We start from the raw sequence: 21,052 nt of genomic DNA, 5'->3' as shown, positions 1-21,052 counted from the left end.
ATGTTGCCTTGGATATCGCGGATCAGGTCCTGAGGTTTCGCGCCACCAGCCTGGCTACGCTTGGCCCAATGAGCAGCACGACCAGGAAACGCGCCGACTGCAGCGCCATGATGAAGGAGATGTCGACGTCCTGCGCGGCGGCGGAGATGATAGCGACGCTGTCCATGCCGCCCGGGCTGGTCGCCAGATAGGCGGTCAGCGGGTCGATGCCGAGCATGTGGCTGATGACGAAAGCCATGCCGCCGCAAAAGGCGATCAGCGCCACGATCGAGCCGATGATCTGCGGCAGGGCGCGCGCCGCGTGGCGCAGGATCGGCCGGGTGAAGTTCAGCCCGATCGACCAGCCCACCATGGCGTAGCTGATCGCCAGCAGCCAGGGCGGCAACTGCATCGGCACGCCGAGGCCGAGATGGATGACCGCACCGAAGATGAAGCTGCCGAGAAAGAACGGCGAGGGCAGTCTGCAAAGCTTACCCAACAGGCCGCCGACGATGGCAATGCCGACGGTGGCTGCAAACGCCGGCGGATCGATCGGCGGAAACCAGACGATCGGCGGCACCTCGACGCCGGATGTGTCGACCCACATCTTGGCGACGAGCGCGGCCGTCATCGAGACGAAGATGACGCGCAGATACTGCATGAAGGCGACCAGGCGCTGGTCGGCGCCGAAGGCGCCCGCCATCAGCACCATGGCGGTGGCGGCACCCGGCGTGGAGCCCCAGACCGCAGTGGTGCCCGGCAGGATGCGCCAGCGGCTGATCAGCCAGCCAAGAAGACTGGAGGCGGCGACAGTGGCGACGACGACGCCGAGGAAGAGCGGCCATTCGGCGTAGAAGACCGGAAAGATATCGACCGAGATCGAGCTTGCGACCAGGCAGCCGACGATCGCCTGCGACGCGCCGAACAGCAGACGGGGCACGCGCACGCTGGCTCCGTTGGTGCCGGCAAGGATCGCCGCCAGCATCGGCCCGATGAGCAGCGCCGCCGGCAGGGCGGCAAGCTCCAGCGCGCCGGCGAAGAGCAGCGAGACCACCAACAGCACCAGCCATTGCCGCGGCTGACGCCAGCGGGCCATGCGCTCAACCGGCGCCTGATCCTGGGATGGTTGTTCCGGTGAGGAATCCATCTTTTGGTCTTAGACCCGGAGCTAGGAAATGCGAACCCCGATGCGTTGGAAAACGGATGTTCGCGTGCATCGTTGTTGAGAGACCGCCCTTATGCCTTGCCATCGAACAGTCGCTCGATCGCATCGCCGCTCATGTGATCGAAATCGTCGGGAACAGAGAACTGCCCGGCCATGAAGCCAATCCGCTGCACCTGCGTCGAGGCAGGCTGCTCTATCGGTATGACCTTGACCAAAGGCTTGCCGGCCTTGGCGATAACGAAAGGCTCACCTTTGGCTGCTTGATCGACAAGGCGCGAGAAGTGGATTTTCGCGTCGTGAATGTCGACAACTCGGGTCAAGGTTACTCCTGACCGACCTCGCGGAGGTCCGTACTAAGCGTTTATTCAGCCGGCTTCGTTTCAGGCAGTCCAAACCCGCCGACCGGCCTTGTCTCGACCTGGAATTCGAAGCCGGCGATGAAGGGGCGGGCCTTGGCGATCGCCGCCTGGACTTCAGGCAATTGCAGCGAGGCCTTGTGGCTGGCCTGGTCATCCCACACTTCGGTTACCCAGATCGCGTCGGCGTCGACCGGATCGGTGGCGATGATGTAGCTCAGGCAGCCGGGGAGAGCACCGGTGCTTTCGCGAAGTACGTCCATGACCGCATCGCGCTGGCCGCGCGCCGCCCGCATCTTGCCGATCAGTCCGTACATGCCCTTGCTCTCCCTCCAGGTTGCACGCGACGTCCAGTATGCAATCGGCGGCTCACGGCATCAACTGGCCGCCATTGACCTCGATCACCTGGCCGATGATGTAGCCGCTCAACAGGTCCGACGACAGGAACAGATAGGCTCCGACGCAATCTTCGGCGGTGCCTGCGCGGCCCTGGGGGATGGTCGAGACCATTGCCTTGATCTGCTCGGCGGTGGAGTAGCGCTCGTGGAACGGCGTCAGGATAGTGCCGGGCGCGACGGCGTTGACGCGGATGCCGAAGCCGATCAGCTCCTTGGCCATGCCACGCGTCACGTTGGAGACGAAGGCCTTGGAGGAGCCGTAGAGGCCGGCGCCGCCGCCGGCGCCGTTGCGGGCGGCGATCGACGTGGTGTTGATGATGAAGCCGCCCTGGCGCTTCAGCCACGGGATCGCTTTGCGCGAAGCGGTCAGCACCGAGCGCGCGTTGAGGTCCATCACCGCATCGTACTGCGCCTCGTCCTGGTCGGCATAGGCGATGCGGCCGAGCATGCCGCCGGCATTGTTGACCAGGCCGTCGAGCCGGCCGAAATGCTTTGCGCTCTGCTCGACGACGCGCTCGACATCGGCGGCGACCGAAAAGTCGCCCTGGGCCAGAAACACCTCGCCGCCATCGTCGCGGATCGTCTTGGCTATGTTCTCAGCAGCTTCGCGGCTCGAATTATAGTGCAGCGCGACGCGGCATTTCTGCTTCGCGTAGGCGCTGGCGAGCGCGGCGCCGATGCCGGTCGAAGCGCCGGTGACAAGCACCACCTTGCCGGCAAGGTCTGGAATGGCGAGTGTCGTCATGGGGACGGGCCTCCGGAATGTCCTGTATTTTCGTAGGCCATTGCCGGCCTGGCGTTCAAGTCCGCGCGCAATCAGGGTCGAAGATAGACATAGCCCTGGCTCTGCAACTCCGCGAGCTTCACGACGCCGCCCTTGTCGGCAAGCTGGAAGCCGATCAGCAGGTCGGTCAGCGTGATGTCCATACCGCGCAGGGTGTTGCCGCAAGCTTGTGGAACCAGCCCCTGCTGGACGAGGCCGGCGAAGCGGCTCGACGTTGCGCCGGACGCGCCCTTGGCCTTGAAGGCCGAAAGGGCCGGACCATGCACGACCAGCACGATGTCGACATTGCCGCCGGTGCCCTCATAGTGGTTCTTGATGTTGCCGAGGACGAAATTGACCTTGTCGGCATCGCTGAGGTGATAGGCGACCTTAAGCTTGCCCCCGGCCGTGGCGGCGTTCGCACGGCTGAGGCCGAAAAGGCCGGCGGCGCCGGCCAGGCCGGCTCGAAACATGTCACGGCGCAGCATCGCGTTCTCCCTCGCTTCGCCCGCTCGCGCAATTTTGCGTGGCCCAAGGCGCGCTCCTAGACTAGCATAACGCCGTCCTGTCGGCGGGAGGAGGATCATTATGGCATCGAGGACCCTGGCGGGCCTGGCGTTTGGCGTTGGCCTTTTCGCTCTTGCAGGCGCTGCGCGCGCCGAACAGCCGCCCAATCTCCCCGAACTCAGCCCGACCGGTGCCGATGTCTGCTTCGGCCGCGTCTACGACGCGGCGCATCTGAAGGCGCATCAGCACCAGAAGGTGGCGCGCATCTTCTTCTTCTACGGCCACGATCCGGTCAGCCGCCCGAACGAAGAACCTCCCGCCAACCAAGATACTTCCTATAACGGCTTCCTCACCACCACGGTGCGCGGCGCCAAGAAGCCGGAATGGGCGAGCAGTTGGTGCCACAAGAGCGATCCGAGCGACCCTTCGAGCGGCATAGGCTGCGGCATGGATTGCGACCGCTCGCTTGCCTCTCTGAAAGTCGACGACAAGGGCAAGCTTCTGCTCTCCGGCCTGTCGCCGGACGTTTTTCTCGACCCCGACGCGTCGGAGTCGATGAGCAAGGCGGAGTACGCCAGGCAGCAGCTCGGCTCAGAGGACGATAATTTCAAGCTCGATCCGATGCCGGCCGACGCCTGCAAGGCGGAGTTTTCGCGCATCGATCCGATCGACCCGGCGCTCGGCGACCCGCTGCGCGTGCGGCTGAAGCCCGACCAGCCCTTCTGCTACGGCCGCGATTATGACGACGCGCATCTGAAGTCGCATCCCAACCAGATGACGCGGTCGATCCGCATCTTTCGCGGTCCGGTCGAGCTTGCCTCCTTCGCCGCCGGCGGCGACAAGGCGAACTGGCCGGATGGCGCCGACATAGCCGTTTCGGTGACGACGAGGCAAAAGGGCGCCAAGGTCACGCAGACCTATTCCTGCCAGGGCGAGGCCGACCAGTGGCGCTGCTCGGCAAGCTCGAAGATGAGCGATTTCTCCTGCGACATCTCGCAGAAGGAGATTTTCCTCAAGCGCGGCCCGAACGGCACGATGATGGTCGCCAACCCCAACAGTGCGGTGGCGGTCGTCGATCTGTGCTCGAAAGCGGCGGACGGCAAGACCAGGTCCGACGACAAGGTCTATCGGCTGCAGCCAATGCCGCAGTCGGCTTGTGCTCCATGAGGTCGCCAATGGTCGAAGAAACGCTTTCACAGGACTGGCAGTGGCTCGACCAAGTGATCGGGCCGCTCGACGACGATTTCGTCGAAGCTGCGCTGGAGCAGTCGGCGGAACAGATACGCCCGGCTCTCGACGACATCTTCTATTGATCGCTTGTCGAAAGCCTAAGACCTGGTGACCGTCAAGCGAAAGGCACCGCGGTCGTGCCTTTCGGCAGCTTGGCCTCGTCGTCCGGCTCGACATGGATGGTGACGCGCACCGAGGGGATTTCGGCTTTCAGCGCGTCCTCGATGCGGTCGCAGATGACGTGGCTGGCGCCGACCGTCATGTCGGCGTCGACGACCAGATGGAACTCGATGAAGGTGGCGCGACCGGCGATGCGCGTCTTCAGGTCATGCACCTCCAGCGCGCCCTTGGAATTCGCCGAGATGATGTCGCGGATCTGCAGGTGTTCCTGATTGTCGACGGCGCGGTCCATCAGCCCGTTCATCGACGAGCCGATGACGTGCCAGCCCTGCCACAGGATGTTCAGCGCGACGATAACCGCAAGCGCCGGATCGAGAATCTGCCAGCCGGTAAGCACGGCGCCGACAAGGCCGCCGAGCACGCCGACGGACGTCACGACATCGGTCATGATGTGCTGGCCGTCGGCGGTCAGGGCTGGCGACTTCGCGTTCTGCCCGGCGCGGATCAACATCCAGGCCCAGATCGCGTTGATCACGGTCGCGACACCGTTGACGGCAAGGCCCTGCCAGGGCTGTTCCAGCGGCGCCGGCTGCTGCCAGGATCGCCAGACCTCGTTGATGATCAGCAGAGCCGCGACGACGATCAGCACGCCTTCCAGGACGGCCGAGAAGTATTCGGCCTTGTGATGGCCGAACGGATGGTCCTGGTCCGCGGGCTTGTAGCTGACCTGGATGGCCCAGAAAGCCGCGATCGAAGCGATGACGTTGACGATCGATTCCGCTGCGTCCGAATAAAGGGCGACAGACCCGGTGATGTACCAGGCGATAACCTTGAGGGCCAGCACGACGCAGGCGACGACGATCGACCAGAACGCAAGGCTGGCGACCTTTTGTCTTGTCGCCTCCCTGACTTCCGCCGTGGTCATCGTCATCGTCGCAGCCATCCCGCCAAGCCGCGCTAGGCGGCCTTCTCCTTCGCCTTGCGCGGCAGGTGCGCGACGATGTTCTCGATGATGCGCATGCCGGCATTGTGGCCGAGCGTCATGATCGATTCCGGGTGGAACTGCACCGCGGCGATCGGCTCCTTGCGGTGTTCGAAGGCCATGATGACGCCGTCCTCGGTCTCGGCGGTGACCACGAAACCGTCGGGCAGGCGCACCGGATCGGCGAAGATCGAGTGGTAGCGGCCGACGGTCACTTCCTTGGGCAGGCCGGAGAAGATGATGCCGGGCTTGGAGACGCGGATGCGCGAGGGCTTGCCGTGCATCGGGATGTGCAATTGCCTGAGCTCGCCGCCATAGGCTTCGGCCAGCGCCTGCAGGCCGAGGCAGACGCCGAAGATCGGAAGGTCGCGGGCGCGCGCCTTCTTGATGGTGGCGGCGCAGTCGAAATCCTTCGGCGTGCCGGGGCCGGGCGACAGCACGACGAGATCGGGCTTCAGCCGCTCGAAGACTTCCTCCGGCACCGGCGTGCGGACGGTGGAGACGTTGGCGCCGGTCTGGCGGAAGTAGTTGGCCAGCGTGTGGACGAAGGAATCCTCGTGGTCGACGAGCAGGATGTTGACGCCGTCGCCGACGCGCGCGGTGGTGCGCTCGGTTCCGGTGGCGTTGCCGGTCTTGGCGTCGCGGATGGCGGAGAGCATGGCGGATGCCTTCAGTTCGGTTTCGGCCTCTTCTTCCTCGGGAATGCTGTCGAAGAGCAGCGTGGCGCCGGCGCGCACCTCGGCGATGCCGTCCTTGATGCGGATGGTGCGCAAGGTCAGCCCGGTGTTCATGTCGCCGTTGAAATTGACCATGCCGATCGCGCCGCCATACCAGGCGCGCGGGCTCTTCTCGTTCTGCTCGATGAAGCGCATGGCCCACAGCTTCGGCGCGCCGGTGACGGTGACGGCCCAGGCGTGCGACAGGAACGCATCGAAGGCGTCCATGCCTTCGCGCAGCCGCCCCTCGATGTGGTCGACGGTGTGGATCAGGCGCGAATACATCTCGATCTGGCGGCGGCCGATGACGCGCACGGAGCCCGGTTCGCAGACGCGCGACTTGTCGTTGCGGTCGACGTCCGAGCACATGGTGAGCTCGGACTCGTCCTTCTTGGAATTGAGCAGCTTGAGGATCTGCTCGCTATCGGAGATGGCGTCGTCGCCGCGCTTGATGGTGCCCGAGATCGGGCAGGTCTCGACGCGCCGGCCGTTGACGCGCACGAACATCTCCGGCGAGGCGCCGATCAGATACTCGTTCTCGCCGAGATTGATGAAGAAGGAATAGGGCGACGGGTTGATCGACTTCAGCTTGCGAGAGATGTCGGAGGGCTGGGTCTCGCAGCGCTCGTAGAACATCTGTCCAGGCACGACCTCGAACAGGTCGCCGCGCTTGAAGCTCTCCATGGCGCGCCGCACCAGGTTGGCGTATTCGCCGGGCTCATGGTCGCCGCGCGGCGGGATGCGGTCGGCGGTCCTGAACGGCTCGGCATGGGCGTCGCGCGGCAGGCCTTCGGTCGAGAAGCCTTCACCGGAATAGTCGTAGCGGTCGGTCCATGCCTTGGTCGAATAATGGTCGACGACCAGGATCTCGTCGGGCAGGAACAGCACCAGGTCGCGCTGGCTCTCTCTGCGCTCCAGCTTGTAGTCGACCGGGTCGAACTGGAAGGCGAGGTCGTAGCCGAAGGCGCCGTAGAGGCCGAGATTGGCGTCTTCCGCGGTCTTGAACAAAGCGGTGATGGCGCGCAGCACGGTGAACACCGACGGAACGCGGCTGCGCTCTTCCTCGGTGAAGACGCGGCCCGGCTTGGCGACGTCGAGGCGGATCAGCGTCTTCGAGGTCTCGGCGATAGTGACCTCATCAAGAGCGGCCAGCGTCTTGCCGATCACCGGCAGCAGCGCCTCGCCGCGCTTGTTCAGCGCCTCGATGCGCATCGCGCGGCCGCGCGCGGAGATCACCAGCGGCGGATCGATGATGGCCGTATCCCAGCGCGTGTAGCGTCCCGGATATTCGTAATTGGAGGAAAACACCGCGCCGCGGCGCGAATTCAGGCCGTCGACATAGGCATCGATCGCGCCTTCATAGGGTCTGTCGTGGCGTTCGCGGGTGATCGTCACGCCGCCGGCGGTGACGAAGCGCTCGGCCCCGTTGTCCAGAACTGTCGTCGTCATTGCCGTCTCCATCAGCGTTTTGGGCAACGGACCCGGGAATGGCTTTAAAAAACAAATGGCCGCCCGGACATTCCGTTGCGGCCACCCTCTACTTTCACGCGCACGCGTTCGAATAGGCCGCTGTCAGCGAGCCCACCACCAAATGGTCTTGTTCGAACGCATGTTCATGGCCGACTCCCATAGCGGCGAATGGAGGCCCGTGCAACCGGATTTCACGCGCATGGTGAAGCGACCGAGGCCTCAATCCTCCAGCGTGCCCGACCTTGCGTCGCCGCTGCGCTTGTCGCCGGCCAGCTTCAAAAGGTCCTCGCCGGCGCGGATGATGCGGCGCGAGCGGCGGGTCAGGATGAAGCCGGACTGCGGCGCGAACACCTCCGTGCGGCCGCCGGCCTCGCCTGGCGCATGCACAATGGTCGCCAGCCTGTCGCCCTTGGCGACGCGATCGCCGGGCTTGACGTCGTAAAGGATCGCGCCGGCTTTGGGTGAAGGCATCATGTCGATGTTTTCCAGCGGCACGACAGGACCGGCAAATTTCTCGAACTTCGGGATAGACGAGTCCTGAACGACGCCGCGCGTCACCAGCAGGCGATAGAGGCCGGCGGCATCGGAGGCGGCATAAGCTCCGTTGACGTCGAGCATGCCGCGATATTCGACCGTTGTGACAGCGCGGCGCTCGAAACGCGCGACGCTGGCCGGCACGTTTTGATAGGGCATGATCGAGGCGCCTTCGAAGGTGCCGTCGGTGTCTTCGCTCCACAGCACGACCGCATCGATGCCCATGGCCGCCGCGCAGTCGGCCATATGCGGCCACAGGCTGGTGTGGATGTAGAGGTAGGGCAGGCCTTCATCGTCGCAATGCAGGTCGAGTACGATGTCGCGGCCGAGCGAAAGCTGGACCAGCCGCGTCTTCAGCCGCTGGTCGGCGCCGCCAAGGCTGGTGTCGGGCAAGAGCCTTGCGTCGGGCGCCGCGAGCAGCGGAAAGCCGCGGTTGAAGTTTACCCTCGTGCCGAGGTGGAAACGACCCTGATGCTCGCCGAAATGATACTGCGACCGGCCGATCGGGTTGGCCCAGGGGACAATGGTGATGGCGCCCCTGATGCGCTTTTCCGCTTCCGCCTTGGCCAGCATCGGCATCAGCGCGTCGATGGCCACGACGCCCGGCAATTCGCCGGCATGAAGGGCTGCCTGCAGATAGGCCGAGGGTGCCGCCTTGTCCGTACCGTCGAAACGGAACACCGGAAATTCGTAAGCGGTGCCGTCGCTGTCGCCGGCGATGCGCTCGATGGTCTTTTGCATGGACGCCTCCGAAGGAAGAGGGTCCACCCATGCCTTGTTGCAGTGGGGCTGTCGAGTGGTCCAGCCGGGCGGACTGTCGGGGCAGGGCAACTGCGGCGAAGCCGCCGAACCTGGTTACGGCGAAGACGCCGAACTGGCTACGGGCGAAGTCGCCGAGCCTTATTCGGCCGGCTGCGCCTGCACCACCGCACGGCGGTCGAGCGCCTGCGACAACACCGCGACCGTGACGGCCAGGACCGCCAGGGCGGCGCCGACCAGCGGCAGGTTGGCGTAGGAGACGCCCCAGGAGATGGCGAGGCCGCCGATCCAGGCGCCGCTGGCATTGCCGACATTGAAGGCGCCCTGGTTGAGCGTCGCGGCAAGGTTGGGACCCTCGGCCGCCGCCTCGACGACGCGGATCTGCAGCGGCGGCACGACGATGAAGATCAGCATGCCCCACAGAAAAACGATGGCGATGGCTACGCTCGCCGTCGAGCCGAGCTCGGTGAAGACGACGAAGAGCAAGGCCATGGCGGAGAGCGTGGCGATCACCGTCGGCATCAGCTTCCAGTCGGCCAACCTGCCACCGATGATGTTGCCGATGGTCATGCCGGCGCCGAAGAGCAGCAGCACCCAGGTGACGGTCGAAGTCGACAGGCCGGAGACGTCGGTAAGATAGGGCTTGATGTAGGTGAAGACGGCGAACAGGCTGGCGGAGGCGAGCGAGGCGATCAGCATGGCCAGCCAGACCTGCAGCTTGCCGAGTACGCGCAACTCGCCGCGCAGGCCGCCGCCGCTGGGTTCGGTGACATCCGACGGTACCAGCCAGGCGATGGCGGCGACCGAGATCAGGCCGATGCCGACGACGGCCAGGAAAGTAGCGCGCCAGCCAAAGGCCTCGCCGAGCGCGGTGCCGGCGGGAACGCCCAGAATGTTGGAGAGCGTCAGGCCGGCAAACATCAGCGCCATCGCGCTGGCGCGCTTGTTGCGCGGCACCAGGCTGGCGGCAACGACCGAGCCGATGCCGAAGAAAGCCCCGTGCCCCAGGGCGGTGAAGACACGCGCGGCCATCAGCGTCCAGTAATCGGGAGCGATGGCGCAGAACAGATTGCCGATGACGAATGAAGCCGTAAGCCCGACCAGCACCGGCTTGCGCGGCAGATGCGCGGTAGCCATGGCGACGATCGGCGCGCCAAAGACGACGCCCAGCGCATAGCCGGTGACCAAAAGCCCGGCCGACGGGATCGAGACGCCGAGGTCGGCGGCGACCTCCGGCAGCAGGCCCATGATGACGAATTCGGTGGTGCCGATGCAGAAGGATGCAATGGCGAGCGCTAGGATCGGCAGCGGCATGGAATGTCCGGAATGAATCGGTTCAAACCCGAGACTGACTTTAGTCGGGCCAGGCGCACAAGCGTCATTGTTGCAACGCAGCAATGCAGAAAGACGAGAGCGGCTACCAATGGGCCGGCACATCAGGCCAGCGGTTTGAGCTCCTGGGCGATGGTCGGCAACAGTTCCGAGACGTTGGGATGGATATGCATCGCCCGCGCCAGCGTGTCGACCGGGGCCTTGGCGTACATCAGGTCGAGCACGCAGTGCACGGCTTCGTCGCCGCCGGGACCGAGCACGGCACAGCCAAGGATTTCCCTAGTGTCGGCATCGACCAGGATCTTCATGAAACCTTGCGTCTCGCCCTTTTCGACGGCGCGGCCGACGCGGGTCATCGGCCGCTGGCCGACCAGCGCGCGGCGGCCCGATTTCTTCACCGCGGCCTCGGTCATGCCGCAGCGGCCGAGCGGCGGGTCGATGTAGAGCGCATAGGCCTCGATGCGGTCGCTCACCTTGCGCGGATCGTTGTCGAGCAGATTGGCGGCGACGATCTCGTAGTCGTTGTAGGAGGTGTGGGTGAAGGCTCCCTTGCCGTTGCAATCGCCCATCGCCCAGATGCCGGGCACGCTGGTGCGCAACTGGTCGTCGACTGTGACGAAGCCGCGCTGGTCGACCGCGACGCCGGCCTTGTCCAAGCCGAGATCGTCGGTGTTGGGCGTGCGGCCAAGCGCCAGAAGCACATGCGAGCCGACCGCTGGCGGCTTGCCGGCGGAAAAAGTGACGGCAATCTCGTTGCCCGTCCTGGCGAAGGATATGTCGTCGGCGCCGAGATGGACGGCGATGCCCTCGTTTTCGAGGATGGACAGGATGACCGCCGAGGTTTCCTCGTCCTCGCGGCCGGTCAGCCGCGGCGCGCGCTCGATGACCGTCACCTGCGACCCGAAGCGGCGGAACATCTGCGCGAATTCGAGCGAGATGTAGCTGCCGCCGACGACGATCAGGTGGTCGGGCAGGACATCAAGGTCCATCATCGAGGAATTGGTGAGATAGGGGATATCGCTGATACCGGGCAGGTCGGGCACCGAGGCGCGGCCGCCGGTGTTGAGGAAGATCTTTGGCGCCGTCAGCAATTCGTCGCCGACACGCACGGTGTTGGCGGATTCGAAGCGCGCATGGCCACGGTAGAGCGTGCATTTCTCCATGCCCGCGATCCAGGTCTCCAACCCTGTGCGGGAGGCGCCTGATACCTTGTCCTTGCGCGTCTTGATCGCCTTGTAGTCGACGCCGACGGGACCGCCGAGCGTCACGCCATAGTCGGCGGCGCGGCGGGCGAGATGGGCGGCATAGGCGCTCGCCACCATCGTCTTGGTCGGGATGCAGCCGGTGTTGACGCAGGTGCCGCCGACGAGCTTGCGCTCGATCAGCGCCACGCTCATGCCGGCCGCGTTGAGCCGACCGGCGAGCGGCGTGCCGGCCTGGCCGGCGCCGATGACGATGGCGTCGAAGCTTCTGGCCGTCATGCGACGGCCGCCACGATCAGCAGACCGCCGATGATCGCGACCGCGTCCTCGATGAAGGCGGCCGGCGGATCCTTGCCGAAGGCTGCGGCCAGCCGGCCGCGCACTTCGGCGCCGCCCAGCGTGCCGATGACGGCGCCGATGACGCCGGCGATCAGGCCGCCGATGGTGGCGCCGCCGGTCGCGCCGATCACCGCGCCGGTGAAGGCGCCCATGACGATACGGGCGCCGAACTGCTGCGGCACCTTGCGGCTCGGCGTCGACGGCAACTGGTCGGTGACGAGCTCGACGATGGCCAGGATGGTGAAGATGCCGACCGCAATCCAATGGCCCATGAAACTGGCCCAGGTACCTGCGACCGGAAGCCAGCCGAGATAAGAACCCCAGGCGACGGCGGCGGGCGCGGTCATGGCGCGCAGGCCGGCAATAACGCCGATAAGCAAGGCAAGCAGGTAAAGCATGATCGACCCCCTCAAAAATCGGAACCTCGCTCGGTCCGAGCAAGGCAGGCTAGCATAGGCAAGCCGTTTGGCCACGGGCTTTCGGAGTCAAAGGCAAGAAGCATGATGTCATCCGAAAACCGCTTCACACTTTTCGGCATCATGCTCAGGAATGAATTATGCTTTGGAATCAGAGAACGCGGGAGGCGCGCCATGATAACAAGTGAACGAGCGAAGATGGCGTCGGGCGAATGGTATACTTGCATCGACGATGAACTGGAGGCGCTGCGCGTCACTGCGCGCGATGCGTTGTTCGAGCACAACAGCCTGCCGCCGCGGCAGCGCGGCAATCTTGGCCCGGCTTTGCGGGCGCTGCTCGGCGGCGTGGGCGAGGGTGCGCGCATCGAGGCGCCGTTCCATTGCGCCTATGGTTTCAACCTTTTCCTCGGCGAGGCGGCCTTTCTCAATGCCGGCTGTACCATCCTCGACACTGCGCCCGTGCGCATCGGCAAGCAAACGCTGCTCGGTCCCAATGTGCAGATCTATTGCGCCGAGCATCATCGCGAAGCCGCCGGGCGGCAAGCCGGGCTGGAGGTCGCCAGGCCGGTGACGATCGGCGACAATGCCTGGATCGGCGGCAGTGCTGTCATCCTTGCCGGCGTTACGATCGGCGATGGCGCCATCGTCGGCGCCGGCAGTGTGGTGACGCGGGATGTTGCTGCGAATACGACGGTGGTCGGCAATCCGGCGCGGGCGGTCACGCGCCGCTGAGCGCTTCCGACAGCTGGGCGGTTCTGGAAAATTCGCGCCGGTACTGCATCGGCGAGGTCCGGAGCCGTGCGGCGAAATGCTGGCGCAGCGAGGTGGCGCTGCCGAAGCCAGCCTCGAAAGCGACTTGATCCATAGACTTGTCCGTTCGCTCCAAAAGCCTTTGCGCCAGCGTCACGCGCTGGTCGGCCAGCCAGTCGCCGAAACTGGTGCCGGTGGTTTTCTGGAAGCGGCGCGTGAAGGTGCGGCGGGTGAGACCGGCCGTGTCAGCGACGCTGTCGAGACTGTGGGCATCGTTGAGCGTTGCTCGCACCTGGTCGAGCGCGTGCGCGAACCGGTCGGCATTCGGCGTCGGCGCCACAGGGCGCTCGATGAACTGCGCCTGGCCGCCTTGGCGGTGCGGTGAAAGCACCACATGGCGGGCGAGCCGAAGTGCTGCCTCGGCGCCATAGCGGGCGCGCACGATGTGCAGGCAGCAATCCAGTCCGGCGGCGACGCCGGCGGAGGTGATGATTTCGCCGTCATCGATGTAGAGCACGTCCGCATCGATCGCGATGTCGGGGTGAAGCGCCTGCAACCGGTCGGTATAGGCCCAATGCGTCGTCGCCTTGCGCCCGGCGAGCAGCCCGGCGCCGGCAATGGCGAAGGTGCCGAGACACAGGCCGACGATCAGCGCGCCGCGCCGATGAGCGCGTTGCAGCGCGTCGTTGAAAGGCCCTGCAAGGGGCGCCTCGAGATCCTTCCAGCTTGGAATGATGACGATGTCGGCATCATCGAGCGCCGAGAGGCCGTAAGGCACCACGATGCTCAATCCTGCATCCGTATGGAGCGTGCCTTGCTCCGTAGCGCAGACGCGGAAGTCGAAACGCGGCAGGCCGAGCTTGGTACGGTCGGCGCCGAACACAAGGCAAGGCACGGAAAGGTGGAATGGGCTGATGCCGTCGAAAGCGACGGTGACGATGATCGGGGTTTTCACGACGGCATCTTTCAATCGGATGCGCAATTGTCCCAATTCTTTCGAACGATGTCAATCGGGCCACTTTCTATCGATTGGGGAGCGGCCTAGCCTGCTCCCATCAACGCTAGCCGAAAGGAACCGACCCATGTCGAACCCCGCCCATCAGCCGCGCCGCGCGCTTGTCGTCGTCGATGTCCAGAACGATTACGACGGCGGCAATCTCGCCATCCAGCATCCGCCTTTCGGCGAGAGCGTCGCCAATGTGGCGCGGGCCATGGACGCCGCCGCGGCCGCCGAGATCAAGATCGTCGTCGTCAAGCAGATGGCGCCCGAGACCTCGCCGATCTTCGCCAAAGGCAGCCATGGCGGCGAACTGCACCCCGAGATCGCCAGGCGCGGACGCGACCACTATGTCGAAAAGGCGCTGCCGTCGGCCTTCACAGGCACCGATCTCGAGGAATGGCTGCGCGCCAATTCCATCGATACGATCGCGGTCGTCGGCTACATGACGCATAATTGCGACCTGTCGACCATCATCCATGCCGTGCATATGGGCTTCGCGGTCGAGTTCCTGTCGGATGCCTCGGGCTCGGTGCCTTACGCCAACAGCGCGGGCTATGCGTCGGCGCAAGACATCCACCGCGTGGTGAGCGTGGTGCTGCAGTCGCGCTTCGCCGCAGTGCTTAAGACCACGGAATGGATCGATTGCCTGAAGACCGGCGCAATGCCGGAACGCGATACGATCTATGCGTCGAACCAGCGGGCGCTGAAGCGTAATGCGGCATGAATAGTGTCGAAATGGCAAAAGCGCCGCTGCGACGCGGCGTCTTTTTGCTTTGGCGCGCAATACAATGCGTGAGCGCGTGACATATTTCACAGAACTCATTGAGGCTATTCTAAAAAGTAGATTTGAAGTCGAGGAGCTCGATCGGCAGGTGACCGGGGGCTGAATTGAAAGCGCGCGCAGTAAGAACGGCAATGGTTTTGGCACTGGCCATCGGTGCCGCGCTGCTGCCTCGGCCCGCATTCGCGCAGGTGCCCCCGCATGGTCCGGGCACGATATGCTTTACGCAATTCTTCTGGTGCTGGGCGCAGCCGCCCGGGCCGCCCGGCTATCCCTGCGGCTGCCCATCCGCCAACGGCTACGTACCTGGCGTATTGGGTTGACGAGCGAGGGAGGCTGCGTTCCATGACCGTGCCCGCCGATCCCCTCGTGTCCGGCCTGATCGCCGATGCCAAGCTGGTGGCGGCCTATGGTCGCTATGGAGTGTTCAAGGACAATTCCCTTTTCGTGGCCATCGGTAACGCCGAACACGTCGGCAACACGGCTGCAGATCAAACCGCGGTCGCAGATTTGCAAAAAGCCCTGAACGATTGTTCCAGCGTGGTACCGTTTACGACGCTGGTCGCTCTCCGTGACGGCTGGTCCCCCGGCGACATGTCGTTCAAAACCCGGATGGCGACATACGTCATGGTACTTGTCTCGATTGTGCTGATGATTGTAACGGCGACCCTCACCTATCAATACAATGTTGGCACGGCTCTGAGATCGGAGCTCGATCAATTGGACAACACCGACTTTGCGGGCCGGTTCAGTCAATCGGTCAGACAGGTCTGGGCCACTCAAAAACAACTTCAGAAAGCTTTGTCCAACGGAACGTCGACAACGGACTTTAGCTTGATGAAGGACTCCTACTATCAAGCGCAGGATAGCCTTCATTCGCTGAATCAGAAATTTGTGGAACTATGGGCTAATTCCCAACGGTTCATAAACGAGGACGCGAAGTTTCCTCTTTGGGGGATGAAAGACGTTTACTGCGGCCTGTTCGCCTCAAAAGAGTCCGACAAGAAGCCGACGGCAAACAGCGATTTCTACAATACGGACCAGGAGAACACAGATCGAATCTGTGCCGTCGGTATTTCCTCGACCCAGCAGGCTCCGCCCGTCGAAAGCAACGATCCACCAACAGATGTGGCGTCCGACGACGTGAACTATGACTACAAGGAAGCGACGCGGTTCCTGCAACAGGCCGGCGTGATTACCCTCACGCCGGAATCCATTCCGGCGATGACCGCTCAGATCAGGGGGATCAGTTCGGTTCTCAGTCCCTATGCCCTATGGATATTGCCGGCACTCTATGGGGCAATGGGGGCGATCATGTTCCAGATGCGGATGATCCTCAATCCGCTGCTGCCGAATCCGCCTCTGGCGCGATTGATACACAGGATAGCGCTAGGCGCCCTGGCCGGCATGGTACTGGCATGGTTCTTTGCGCCGGGCACCAAGCTGGGAGACGAAGTCTCGGGGATCGGCTTTAGCCTGTTCACCTTCGCTTTTCTGTTCGGCTTCAGCCTGGATATCTTCTTCACCACACTCGACCAATTCGTCGGCATGTCGGTCGCGGGTATCAAGAAGTTCGGATCCTCTACGGTGGCGTGAGGAATTCGAACAAAAAAAGGGCGCCGCGACACCGCGGCGCCCTTTTTCATTGGCTTCCGAAGAATCTTAGAACAGGCCCTCGATCTGGCCGGCTTCGTTCAAGAAGATCTTTTCCGAGGACGGTGCCTTGGGCAGGCCCGGCATGGTCATGACCTCGCCGCAGATGATGACGACGAAACCGGCGCCGGCCGAGAGCCTGACCTCGCGCACCGGCACGGTGTGGCCGGTCGGCGCGCCGCGCAGGTTCGGGTCGGTCGAGAAGGAGTACTGGGTCTTGGCCATGCAGACCGGAAGGTTGCCGTAGCCGGCCTGTTCCCAGGCATGCAACTGGTCGCGGATCGACTTGTCGGCGATCGCCTCGTCGCCGCGGTAGATGCGCTTGACGATGGTGTTGACCTTCTCGAACAGCGGCATCTCGTCGGGATAGAGCGGCGAGAACTGCGAGGCGCCGGATTCGGCGATTTCGACCACCTTCTTGGCCAGGTCCTCGATGCCGGCCGAGCCCTGCGCCCAGTGCTTGCACAGGATCGCCTCGGCGCCCTGTGCCTTGACGAAGTCCTTCATCGCCTGGATCTCGGTCTCGGTGTCGGTGGTGAAGTGGTTGATCGCCACCACCGCCGGCACGCCGAACTGCTTCACGTTCTCGATGTGGCGGCCGAGATTGAGGCAGCCCTTCTTGACCGCCTCGATGTTTTCCTTGCCGAGGTCTTCCTTTTTGACGCCGCCATTCATCTTCATGGCGCGCACGGTGGCGACGATGACGGCGGCCGCCGGCTTCAGGCCCGCCTTGCGGCACTTGATGTCGAAGAATTTCTCGGCGCCCAGATCGGCGCCGAAGCCGGCTTCGGTCACGACATAGTCGGCGAGCTTCAGCGCCGTGGTGGTGGCGACGACCGAGTTGCAGCCATGCGCGATGTTGGCGAACGGGCCGCCATGCACGAAGGCCGGGTTGTTCTCCAGCGTCTGCACAAGGTTGGGCTGCATGGCGTCCTTCAAAAGCACCGCCATGGCACCGTCGGCCTTGAGGTCGCGGGCATAGACCGGCGACTTGTCGCGACGATAGGCGACGATGATGTCGCCGAGGCGCTTTTCCAGGTCCTTCAGGTCGGTGGCGAGGCACAGGATCGCCATGACTTCAGAGGCCACGGTGATGTCGAAGCCGGCTTCGCGCGGGTAACCGTTGGCGACGCCACCGAGCGAGCAGATGATCTCGCGCAGTGCACGGTCGTTCATGTCCATGACGCGGCGCCAGGCGACGCGGCGGGTGTCGATGCCGAGCTCGTTGCCCCAGTAGATATGGTTGTCGATCAGCGCCGAAAGCAGATTGTGCGCGGTGGTGATGGCGTGGAAGTCGCCGGTGAAGTGGAGGTTCATGTCCTCCATCGGCACCACCTGCGCGTAGCCGCCGCCGGCGGCGCCGCCCTTGACGCCGAAATTCGGGCCGAGCGAGGCTTCACGGATGCAGACGATCGCCTTCTTGCCGATGCGGTTCAAGCCATCGCCGAGGCCGACGGTGGTGGTGGTCTTGCCTTCGCCGGCCGGCGTCGGGTTGATGGCGGTGACCAGGATCAGCTTGCCGTCCTTGTTGCCCTTGACCGACTTGATGAACTCGGCCGAGATCTTCGCCTTGTCGTGGCCGTAAGGCAAAAGATGCTCGGTCGGAATGCCGATCTTGGCACCGATCTCCTGGATCTGTTTTTTCTTGGCGGCGCGCGCGATCTCGATGTCGGACTTCACTTCGGCCATGACGGCGTTCCTCTGGATTGGACGGTGGACGGTTTGATCACTGGTGCATGTTCGAGACGCCGGGCCGGCGCTGGGGATGTTCTATCCCTGTCGCAGTCGAGGCGTCAACTTTCATGCAACTATGTTTCCTGCTAAGAAAAATACTGCTGTTCCCGGTTCGACCCTCTTCGGGTCCTGAGCGCCCCCGGTCGTTGCGGCGTATAGAAGCCAGAGCGGAAGCGGCTCCGCCGTCTCAAAACAGCCGCCTAATGCGCGAAAAGCGACAGGGGCGAGGGCGCAAATCCGCCATCGCCCGGACCGACGGATCCCGACCTTATTGCGTCAGAACGTTGCTGATCTCGACCATGTTGGAACGCACCCTGAGGATATAGAAGCCCATGGTCGTCAGATGCGTCGGCAACAGCCAGCCGTCCTCGCGGCCATTGGCGATGATGAAGGGCTGGATGCGCAGCGCCGAGACGAATTGCGAATCCATCGTGTCCCACAGGCTCTGCAGGTGCTTTTCCTTGATCACGTCCTCGAAGTCGGCCTGGGCGCCCTTCATCAGGCCGTAATAGCCATAGAGCTGGCCATAGGCGAACCAGAAGCGGTCGTCGGCGCGGAAGTCGAACCAGCCGTTGTTGTGGTTCTCGGCGCGCTCCTTCAGGATCGCCGAGGTCGAGCCGATGTCCGAGGCGATGCGGTCGATATACTGTTTGAGATTGTCGGCGCGGGCGTCGAAGGTCGCCTGGCAGGTGGCGAGCCGCGCATTGAAGGAGCGCAGCTTGCTAACCGCGTCGCGGTAGTAGCTCGGCGTCGGCGTCTTGGGGCCGAACGGATTGAGGCCGAAATACCAGGTGTATTCGTCGAACTGCAGATTGCCGCGCGCGTCCTGCAGGTCGGCGTCGATCTGCGAGGTGGTGCGCACGCGGCCGAGATTGTCGGCAAGCTCGGTCGCCGTACGCCGCACCGCCTGGTTGATGCCGCGCTGGAACGAGGCCTTGTTGTCCATCCAGGGCGTGTCGTCCCAGTTGATGCCGAACAGGCCGAGCTTGTAGAGGATCATCGACGAGATCCAGGCATTCTGGTTGACGTTGAAGTCGGTCAGGTCGGCCGCCACTTGCGCGATCGCCGAGTTGCCGCAGGTCTTTGCCGTATCGGTACCGGTGCCGGCGGCCACCTGTTCACCCGCCGAGACGTTGCGCTTCTCGAAAGTGTATTTGTCGGGATAGTTCGGGTCGAAATTGTTCCACCATTGCGTGGCGTAGAAGAAATTGGCGTAGAGGCCGATCAGCACCAGCAGGGCCAGCCCGACCACCGCTTTCAGGATCCAGCCACGCTGGCCGTACCAGCGGGCGACCCACATGAACGGCCACAGGATGATGCCGATGAGAAAGCCGATGCCGCGGCCTACCCCTTGGAAAATCTGGGTGAAGAAGTTCACGATCGGATCAAGCATGGCTGTGGCACCCCGTTAGAGCAGTTCACCGTTTCAAGGGAAACGGCGATCTGCCCTAACCCTTTGTTTTGGCGCAATTCCGGGCGGAAAACCGCCCACACTTTTCCTGGAATTGCTCTAGTCAGTCAAGCCGTAAAGGCGCGTGCGAAACGCAACCTTGTCTTTCAAATATGTGGTTTTCAGCACGTCCACAACATGCGCGCGCCAGGCATCGCTGAAGCCGTCATAGTCCTTGTAGAAACCGGGCTTGTTGAAGACGTAGCGCGAGACGAAATCCTGCGGCACGAAATCCGAGATCAGCTGGTTGGTCAGCCAGGCGTCGGGATGATCGGGCTTGGCGCGAACCACCAGGAAGCGCTGGCGCGGCGGCACATCCTCGATCTTGAGATGGCCGAGTTGGGCGATCTCGCGCTTGGCGGCGTTGAGGAACGGGAAATTGCCGTCGCTGGCGATCAGGTCGGCATGGCCGTGGATCCAGGTCTGCAGCCAGACCTTGTCGACGTCGGTCAGGTTGCGGTTGGGCTCTGCGTCGCGGATCAGCGATCGCACCACCATCTCGGCGCGGTGCTCAAGATAGCCGGAAGCCTCGATCCAGGAGGCGCGCGGCAGGTCGAGGCGGCCGGTGGCTGCCAGGAAGCGGAACACCTTGTCGGCGTCGTTGATCGACAGATAGCTGACCTGCCAGGGCCGCGAACGGCGGAAGCCGGGCGTCGACGGATCGCCGATCACCGTCGTCATATCGGGATCGACGAAGACATAGAGCCCGCCGAAATGACTGGTCCAGTAGGCGTTGTGGCGGAAGATCACCTGGTCGGGCACCAGGGCGTTCTCGCGGATGTCGCCGCAGACCTTGGCGAGATCGACCATGCGCTGAAGCATGGCGTTGTCGCGCCAGGCGTCCGGCTCCTGCTTAAGCCGGTCGACCAGCTTGCCGAGTTCGGCCGCCTTGCCTAGCACATCCTCGGCCGACAGCACCTTGAACTCGACCTGGTTGATCGACAAAAGGTCCTCGATGTCGTTGACCTTGGGAACCGCATCCTCGATCTCGCCGTAGATCACGTCCTTGATGGTCAGCGCGTCGATAGCGCGCTGGTTCTTGGACATGAACTCGAACATCAGCTGCGAGGTGTTGGAGAAAGCGGTGTGCACCACCGGCAGGTCGATCTGCGACGGCGTCAGGATGATGAAGCGGCGGTTGACCTCGTTGGGATCGAGATAGTCGTAGTCGCCGCATTCCTCGGCGATCTCGGGCGAAAAGCCGGTGCGGTCGATCTGGAAGGTTGCGAGTTTCGTCGGTTCGAGACCAAAGGCGACGAGCGCCTTGTTGTAGCGCTGGATGAGATGCGGCTCGTCGACCGTGAGCAAACGGCCGTAGATCAGCTCGTTGTCGCGCAGCAGGTCGGGTTTCTTAGCGGGGCGGGTCATCTATACCTTCTCCCCGTTCACGGGGAGAAGGTGCCCGAAGGGCGGATG

At 63.7% G+C, this 21,052-nt stretch carries 20 protein-coding genes; 5 read left to right on the top strand and 15 right to left on the bottom strand.

Annotation, left to right across the window (positions count from 1 at the left end):
* Positions 1–22: 22 nt before the first annotated feature.
* The 5 genes from FJ988_RS15245 to FJ988_RS15225 form a co-directional block, all read right to left on the bottom strand.
* Entirely contained in the window at positions 23–1,126 is a 1,104-nt protein-coding gene (locus tag FJ988_RS15245) for an AbrB family transcriptional regulator (protein WP_140819066.1), read from the bottom strand.
* Between the two features lie 89 nt (positions 1,127–1,215).
* Positions 1,216–1,464: a type II toxin-antitoxin system Phd/YefM family antitoxin gene (locus FJ988_RS15240; protein ID WP_140819064.1), complete on the bottom strand. Its 249-nt coding sequence runs from the start codon at positions 1,462–1,464 to the stop codon at positions 1,216–1,218.
* 41 nt (positions 1,465–1,505) lie between these two features.
* Complete coding sequence (locus FJ988_RS15235) at positions 1,506–1,817, bottom strand: putative quinol monooxygenase (RefSeq protein WP_140819062.1); 312 nt, start codon at positions 1,815–1,817, stop codon at positions 1,506–1,508.
* Between the two features lie 52 nt (positions 1,818–1,869).
* Positions 1,870–2,643, bottom strand: a complete 774-nt coding sequence (locus tag FJ988_RS15230; RefSeq protein ID WP_140819060.1) for an SDR family NAD(P)-dependent oxidoreductase — start codon at positions 2,641–2,643, stop codon at positions 1,870–1,872.
* 71 nt (positions 2,644–2,714) lie between these two features.
* Positions 2,715–3,149, bottom strand: coding sequence for a DsrE family protein (locus FJ988_RS15225; protein WP_140819058.1), 435 nt, complete (start codon positions 3,147–3,149; stop codon positions 2,715–2,717).
* Positions 3,150–3,249: 100 nt separating this feature from the next.
* Here FJ988_RS15225 and FJ988_RS15220 point away from each other — a divergent pair, with 100 nt between their 5' ends.
* Together FJ988_RS15220 and FJ988_RS15215 are read left to right on the top strand one after the other, a co-directional pair.
* Complete coding sequence (locus FJ988_RS15220) at positions 3,250–4,335, top strand: hypothetical protein (protein ID WP_140819056.1); 1,086 nt, start codon at positions 3,250–3,252, stop codon at positions 4,333–4,335.
* An 8-nt stretch (positions 4,336–4,343) separates the two neighbouring features.
* On the top strand, positions 4,344–4,481 hold the full coding sequence (locus tag FJ988_RS15215; RefSeq protein ID WP_181183541.1) for a hypothetical protein: 138 nt from the start codon (positions 4,344–4,346) through the stop codon (positions 4,479–4,481).
* A gap of 32 nt (positions 4,482–4,513) precedes the next feature.
* Here FJ988_RS15215 and FJ988_RS15210 read toward each other — a convergent pair whose 3' ends face one another.
* The 6 genes from FJ988_RS15210 to FJ988_RS15185 all read right to left on the bottom strand — a co-directional run bounded on the left by FJ988_RS15210 (position 4,514) and on the right by FJ988_RS15185 (position 12,250).
* A complete protein-coding gene (locus FJ988_RS15210; RefSeq protein ID WP_181183549.1) occupies positions 4,514–5,443 on the bottom strand; it encodes a cation diffusion facilitator family transporter in 930 nt (309 codons plus the stop codon).
* 32 nt (positions 5,444–5,475) lie between these two features.
* Positions 5,476–7,665 (bottom strand): anthranilate synthase, encoded by a 2,190-nt coding sequence (locus FJ988_RS15205; RefSeq protein WP_140819052.1) that lies wholly within the window; start codon positions 7,663–7,665, stop codon positions 5,476–5,478.
* Positions 7,666–7,905: 240 nt separating this feature from the next.
* Positions 7,906–8,961 (bottom strand): succinylglutamate desuccinylase/aspartoacylase family protein, encoded by a 1,056-nt coding sequence (locus FJ988_RS15200; RefSeq protein ID WP_140819050.1) that lies wholly within the window; start codon positions 8,959–8,961, stop codon positions 7,906–7,908.
* A 159-nt stretch (positions 8,962–9,120) separates the two neighbouring features.
* Entirely contained in the window at positions 9,121–10,293 is a 1,173-nt protein-coding gene (locus tag FJ988_RS15195; protein WP_140819048.1) for an MFS transporter, read from the bottom strand.
* A 122-nt stretch (positions 10,294–10,415) separates the two neighbouring features.
* Positions 10,416–11,792 carry an FAD-containing oxidoreductase gene (locus tag FJ988_RS15190; protein WP_140819046.1) on the bottom strand — a complete coding sequence of 459 codons (1,377 nt, stop codon included), beginning with the start codon at positions 11,790–11,792 and terminating at the stop codon, positions 10,416–10,418.
* The gene (locus FJ988_RS15185; protein ID WP_140819044.1) at positions 11,789–12,250 is read right to left on the bottom strand and encodes a DUF4126 domain-containing protein; all 462 of its coding nucleotides are present in this window, start codon (positions 12,248–12,250) and stop codon (positions 11,789–11,791) included. The genes FJ988_RS15190 and FJ988_RS15185 overlap by 4 nt, the downstream gene beginning before the upstream one ends.
* A gap of 192 nt (positions 12,251–12,442) precedes the next feature.
* Here FJ988_RS15185 and FJ988_RS15180 point away from each other — a divergent pair, with 192 nt between their 5' ends.
* The gene (locus FJ988_RS15180; RefSeq protein WP_140819042.1) at positions 12,443–13,000 is read left to right on the top strand and encodes a sugar O-acetyltransferase; all 558 of its coding nucleotides are present in this window, start codon (positions 12,443–12,445) and stop codon (positions 12,998–13,000) included.
* Here the strand turns inward: FJ988_RS15180 and FJ988_RS15175 are convergent.
* The gene (locus tag FJ988_RS15175) at positions 12,987–13,973 is read right to left on the bottom strand and encodes a helix-turn-helix domain-containing protein (RefSeq protein ID WP_140819040.1); all 987 of its coding nucleotides are present in this window, start codon (positions 13,971–13,973) and stop codon (positions 12,987–12,989) included. The genes FJ988_RS15180 and FJ988_RS15175 overlap by 14 nt on opposite strands.
* Positions 13,974–14,100: 127 nt before the next feature.
* Here FJ988_RS15175 and FJ988_RS15170 point away from each other — a divergent pair, with 127 nt between their 5' ends.
* Together FJ988_RS15170 and FJ988_RS15165 are read left to right on the top strand one after the other, a co-directional pair.
* Positions 14,101–14,742 (top strand): cysteine hydrolase family protein, encoded by a 642-nt coding sequence (locus FJ988_RS15170; RefSeq protein WP_140819038.1) that lies wholly within the window; start codon positions 14,101–14,103, stop codon positions 14,740–14,742.
* 402 nt (positions 14,743–15,144) lie between these two features.
* Complete coding sequence (locus tag FJ988_RS15165; protein ID WP_140819036.1) at positions 15,145–16,395, top strand: hypothetical protein; 1,251 nt, start codon at positions 15,145–15,147, stop codon at positions 16,393–16,395.
* A gap of 66 nt (positions 16,396–16,461) precedes the next feature.
* Here the strand turns inward: FJ988_RS15165 and FJ988_RS15160 are convergent, their stop codons facing one another.
* The 3 genes from FJ988_RS15160 to FJ988_RS15150 all read right to left on the bottom strand — a co-directional run bounded on the left by FJ988_RS15160 (position 16,462) and on the right by FJ988_RS15150 (position 21,004).
* Positions 16,462–18,141 carry a formate--tetrahydrofolate ligase gene (locus FJ988_RS15160; RefSeq protein ID WP_140819034.1) on the bottom strand — a complete coding sequence of 560 codons (1,680 nt, stop codon included), beginning with the start codon at positions 18,139–18,141 and terminating at the stop codon, positions 16,462–16,464.
* 313 nt (positions 18,142–18,454) lie between these two features.
* Positions 18,455–19,579 (bottom strand): DUF2333 family protein, encoded by a 1,125-nt coding sequence (locus tag FJ988_RS15155; RefSeq protein ID WP_140819032.1) that lies wholly within the window; start codon positions 19,577–19,579, stop codon positions 18,455–18,457.
* 117 nt (positions 19,580–19,696) lie between these two features.
* Positions 19,697–21,004, bottom strand: a complete 1,308-nt coding sequence (locus FJ988_RS15150; RefSeq protein ID WP_140819030.1) for a DUF6638 family protein — start codon at positions 21,002–21,004, stop codon at positions 19,697–19,699.
* Between the last annotated feature and the right edge of the window lie 48 nt (positions 21,005–21,052).

Source organism: Mesorhizobium sp. CU3 (assembly GCF_006442965.1).
GTDB lineage: Bacteria > Pseudomonadota > Alphaproteobacteria > Rhizobiales > Rhizobiaceae > Mesorhizobium.
The sequence above is the reverse complement of the archived record's forward strand: the minus strand, read 5'-3'. Positions and strand labels throughout refer to the sequence as shown.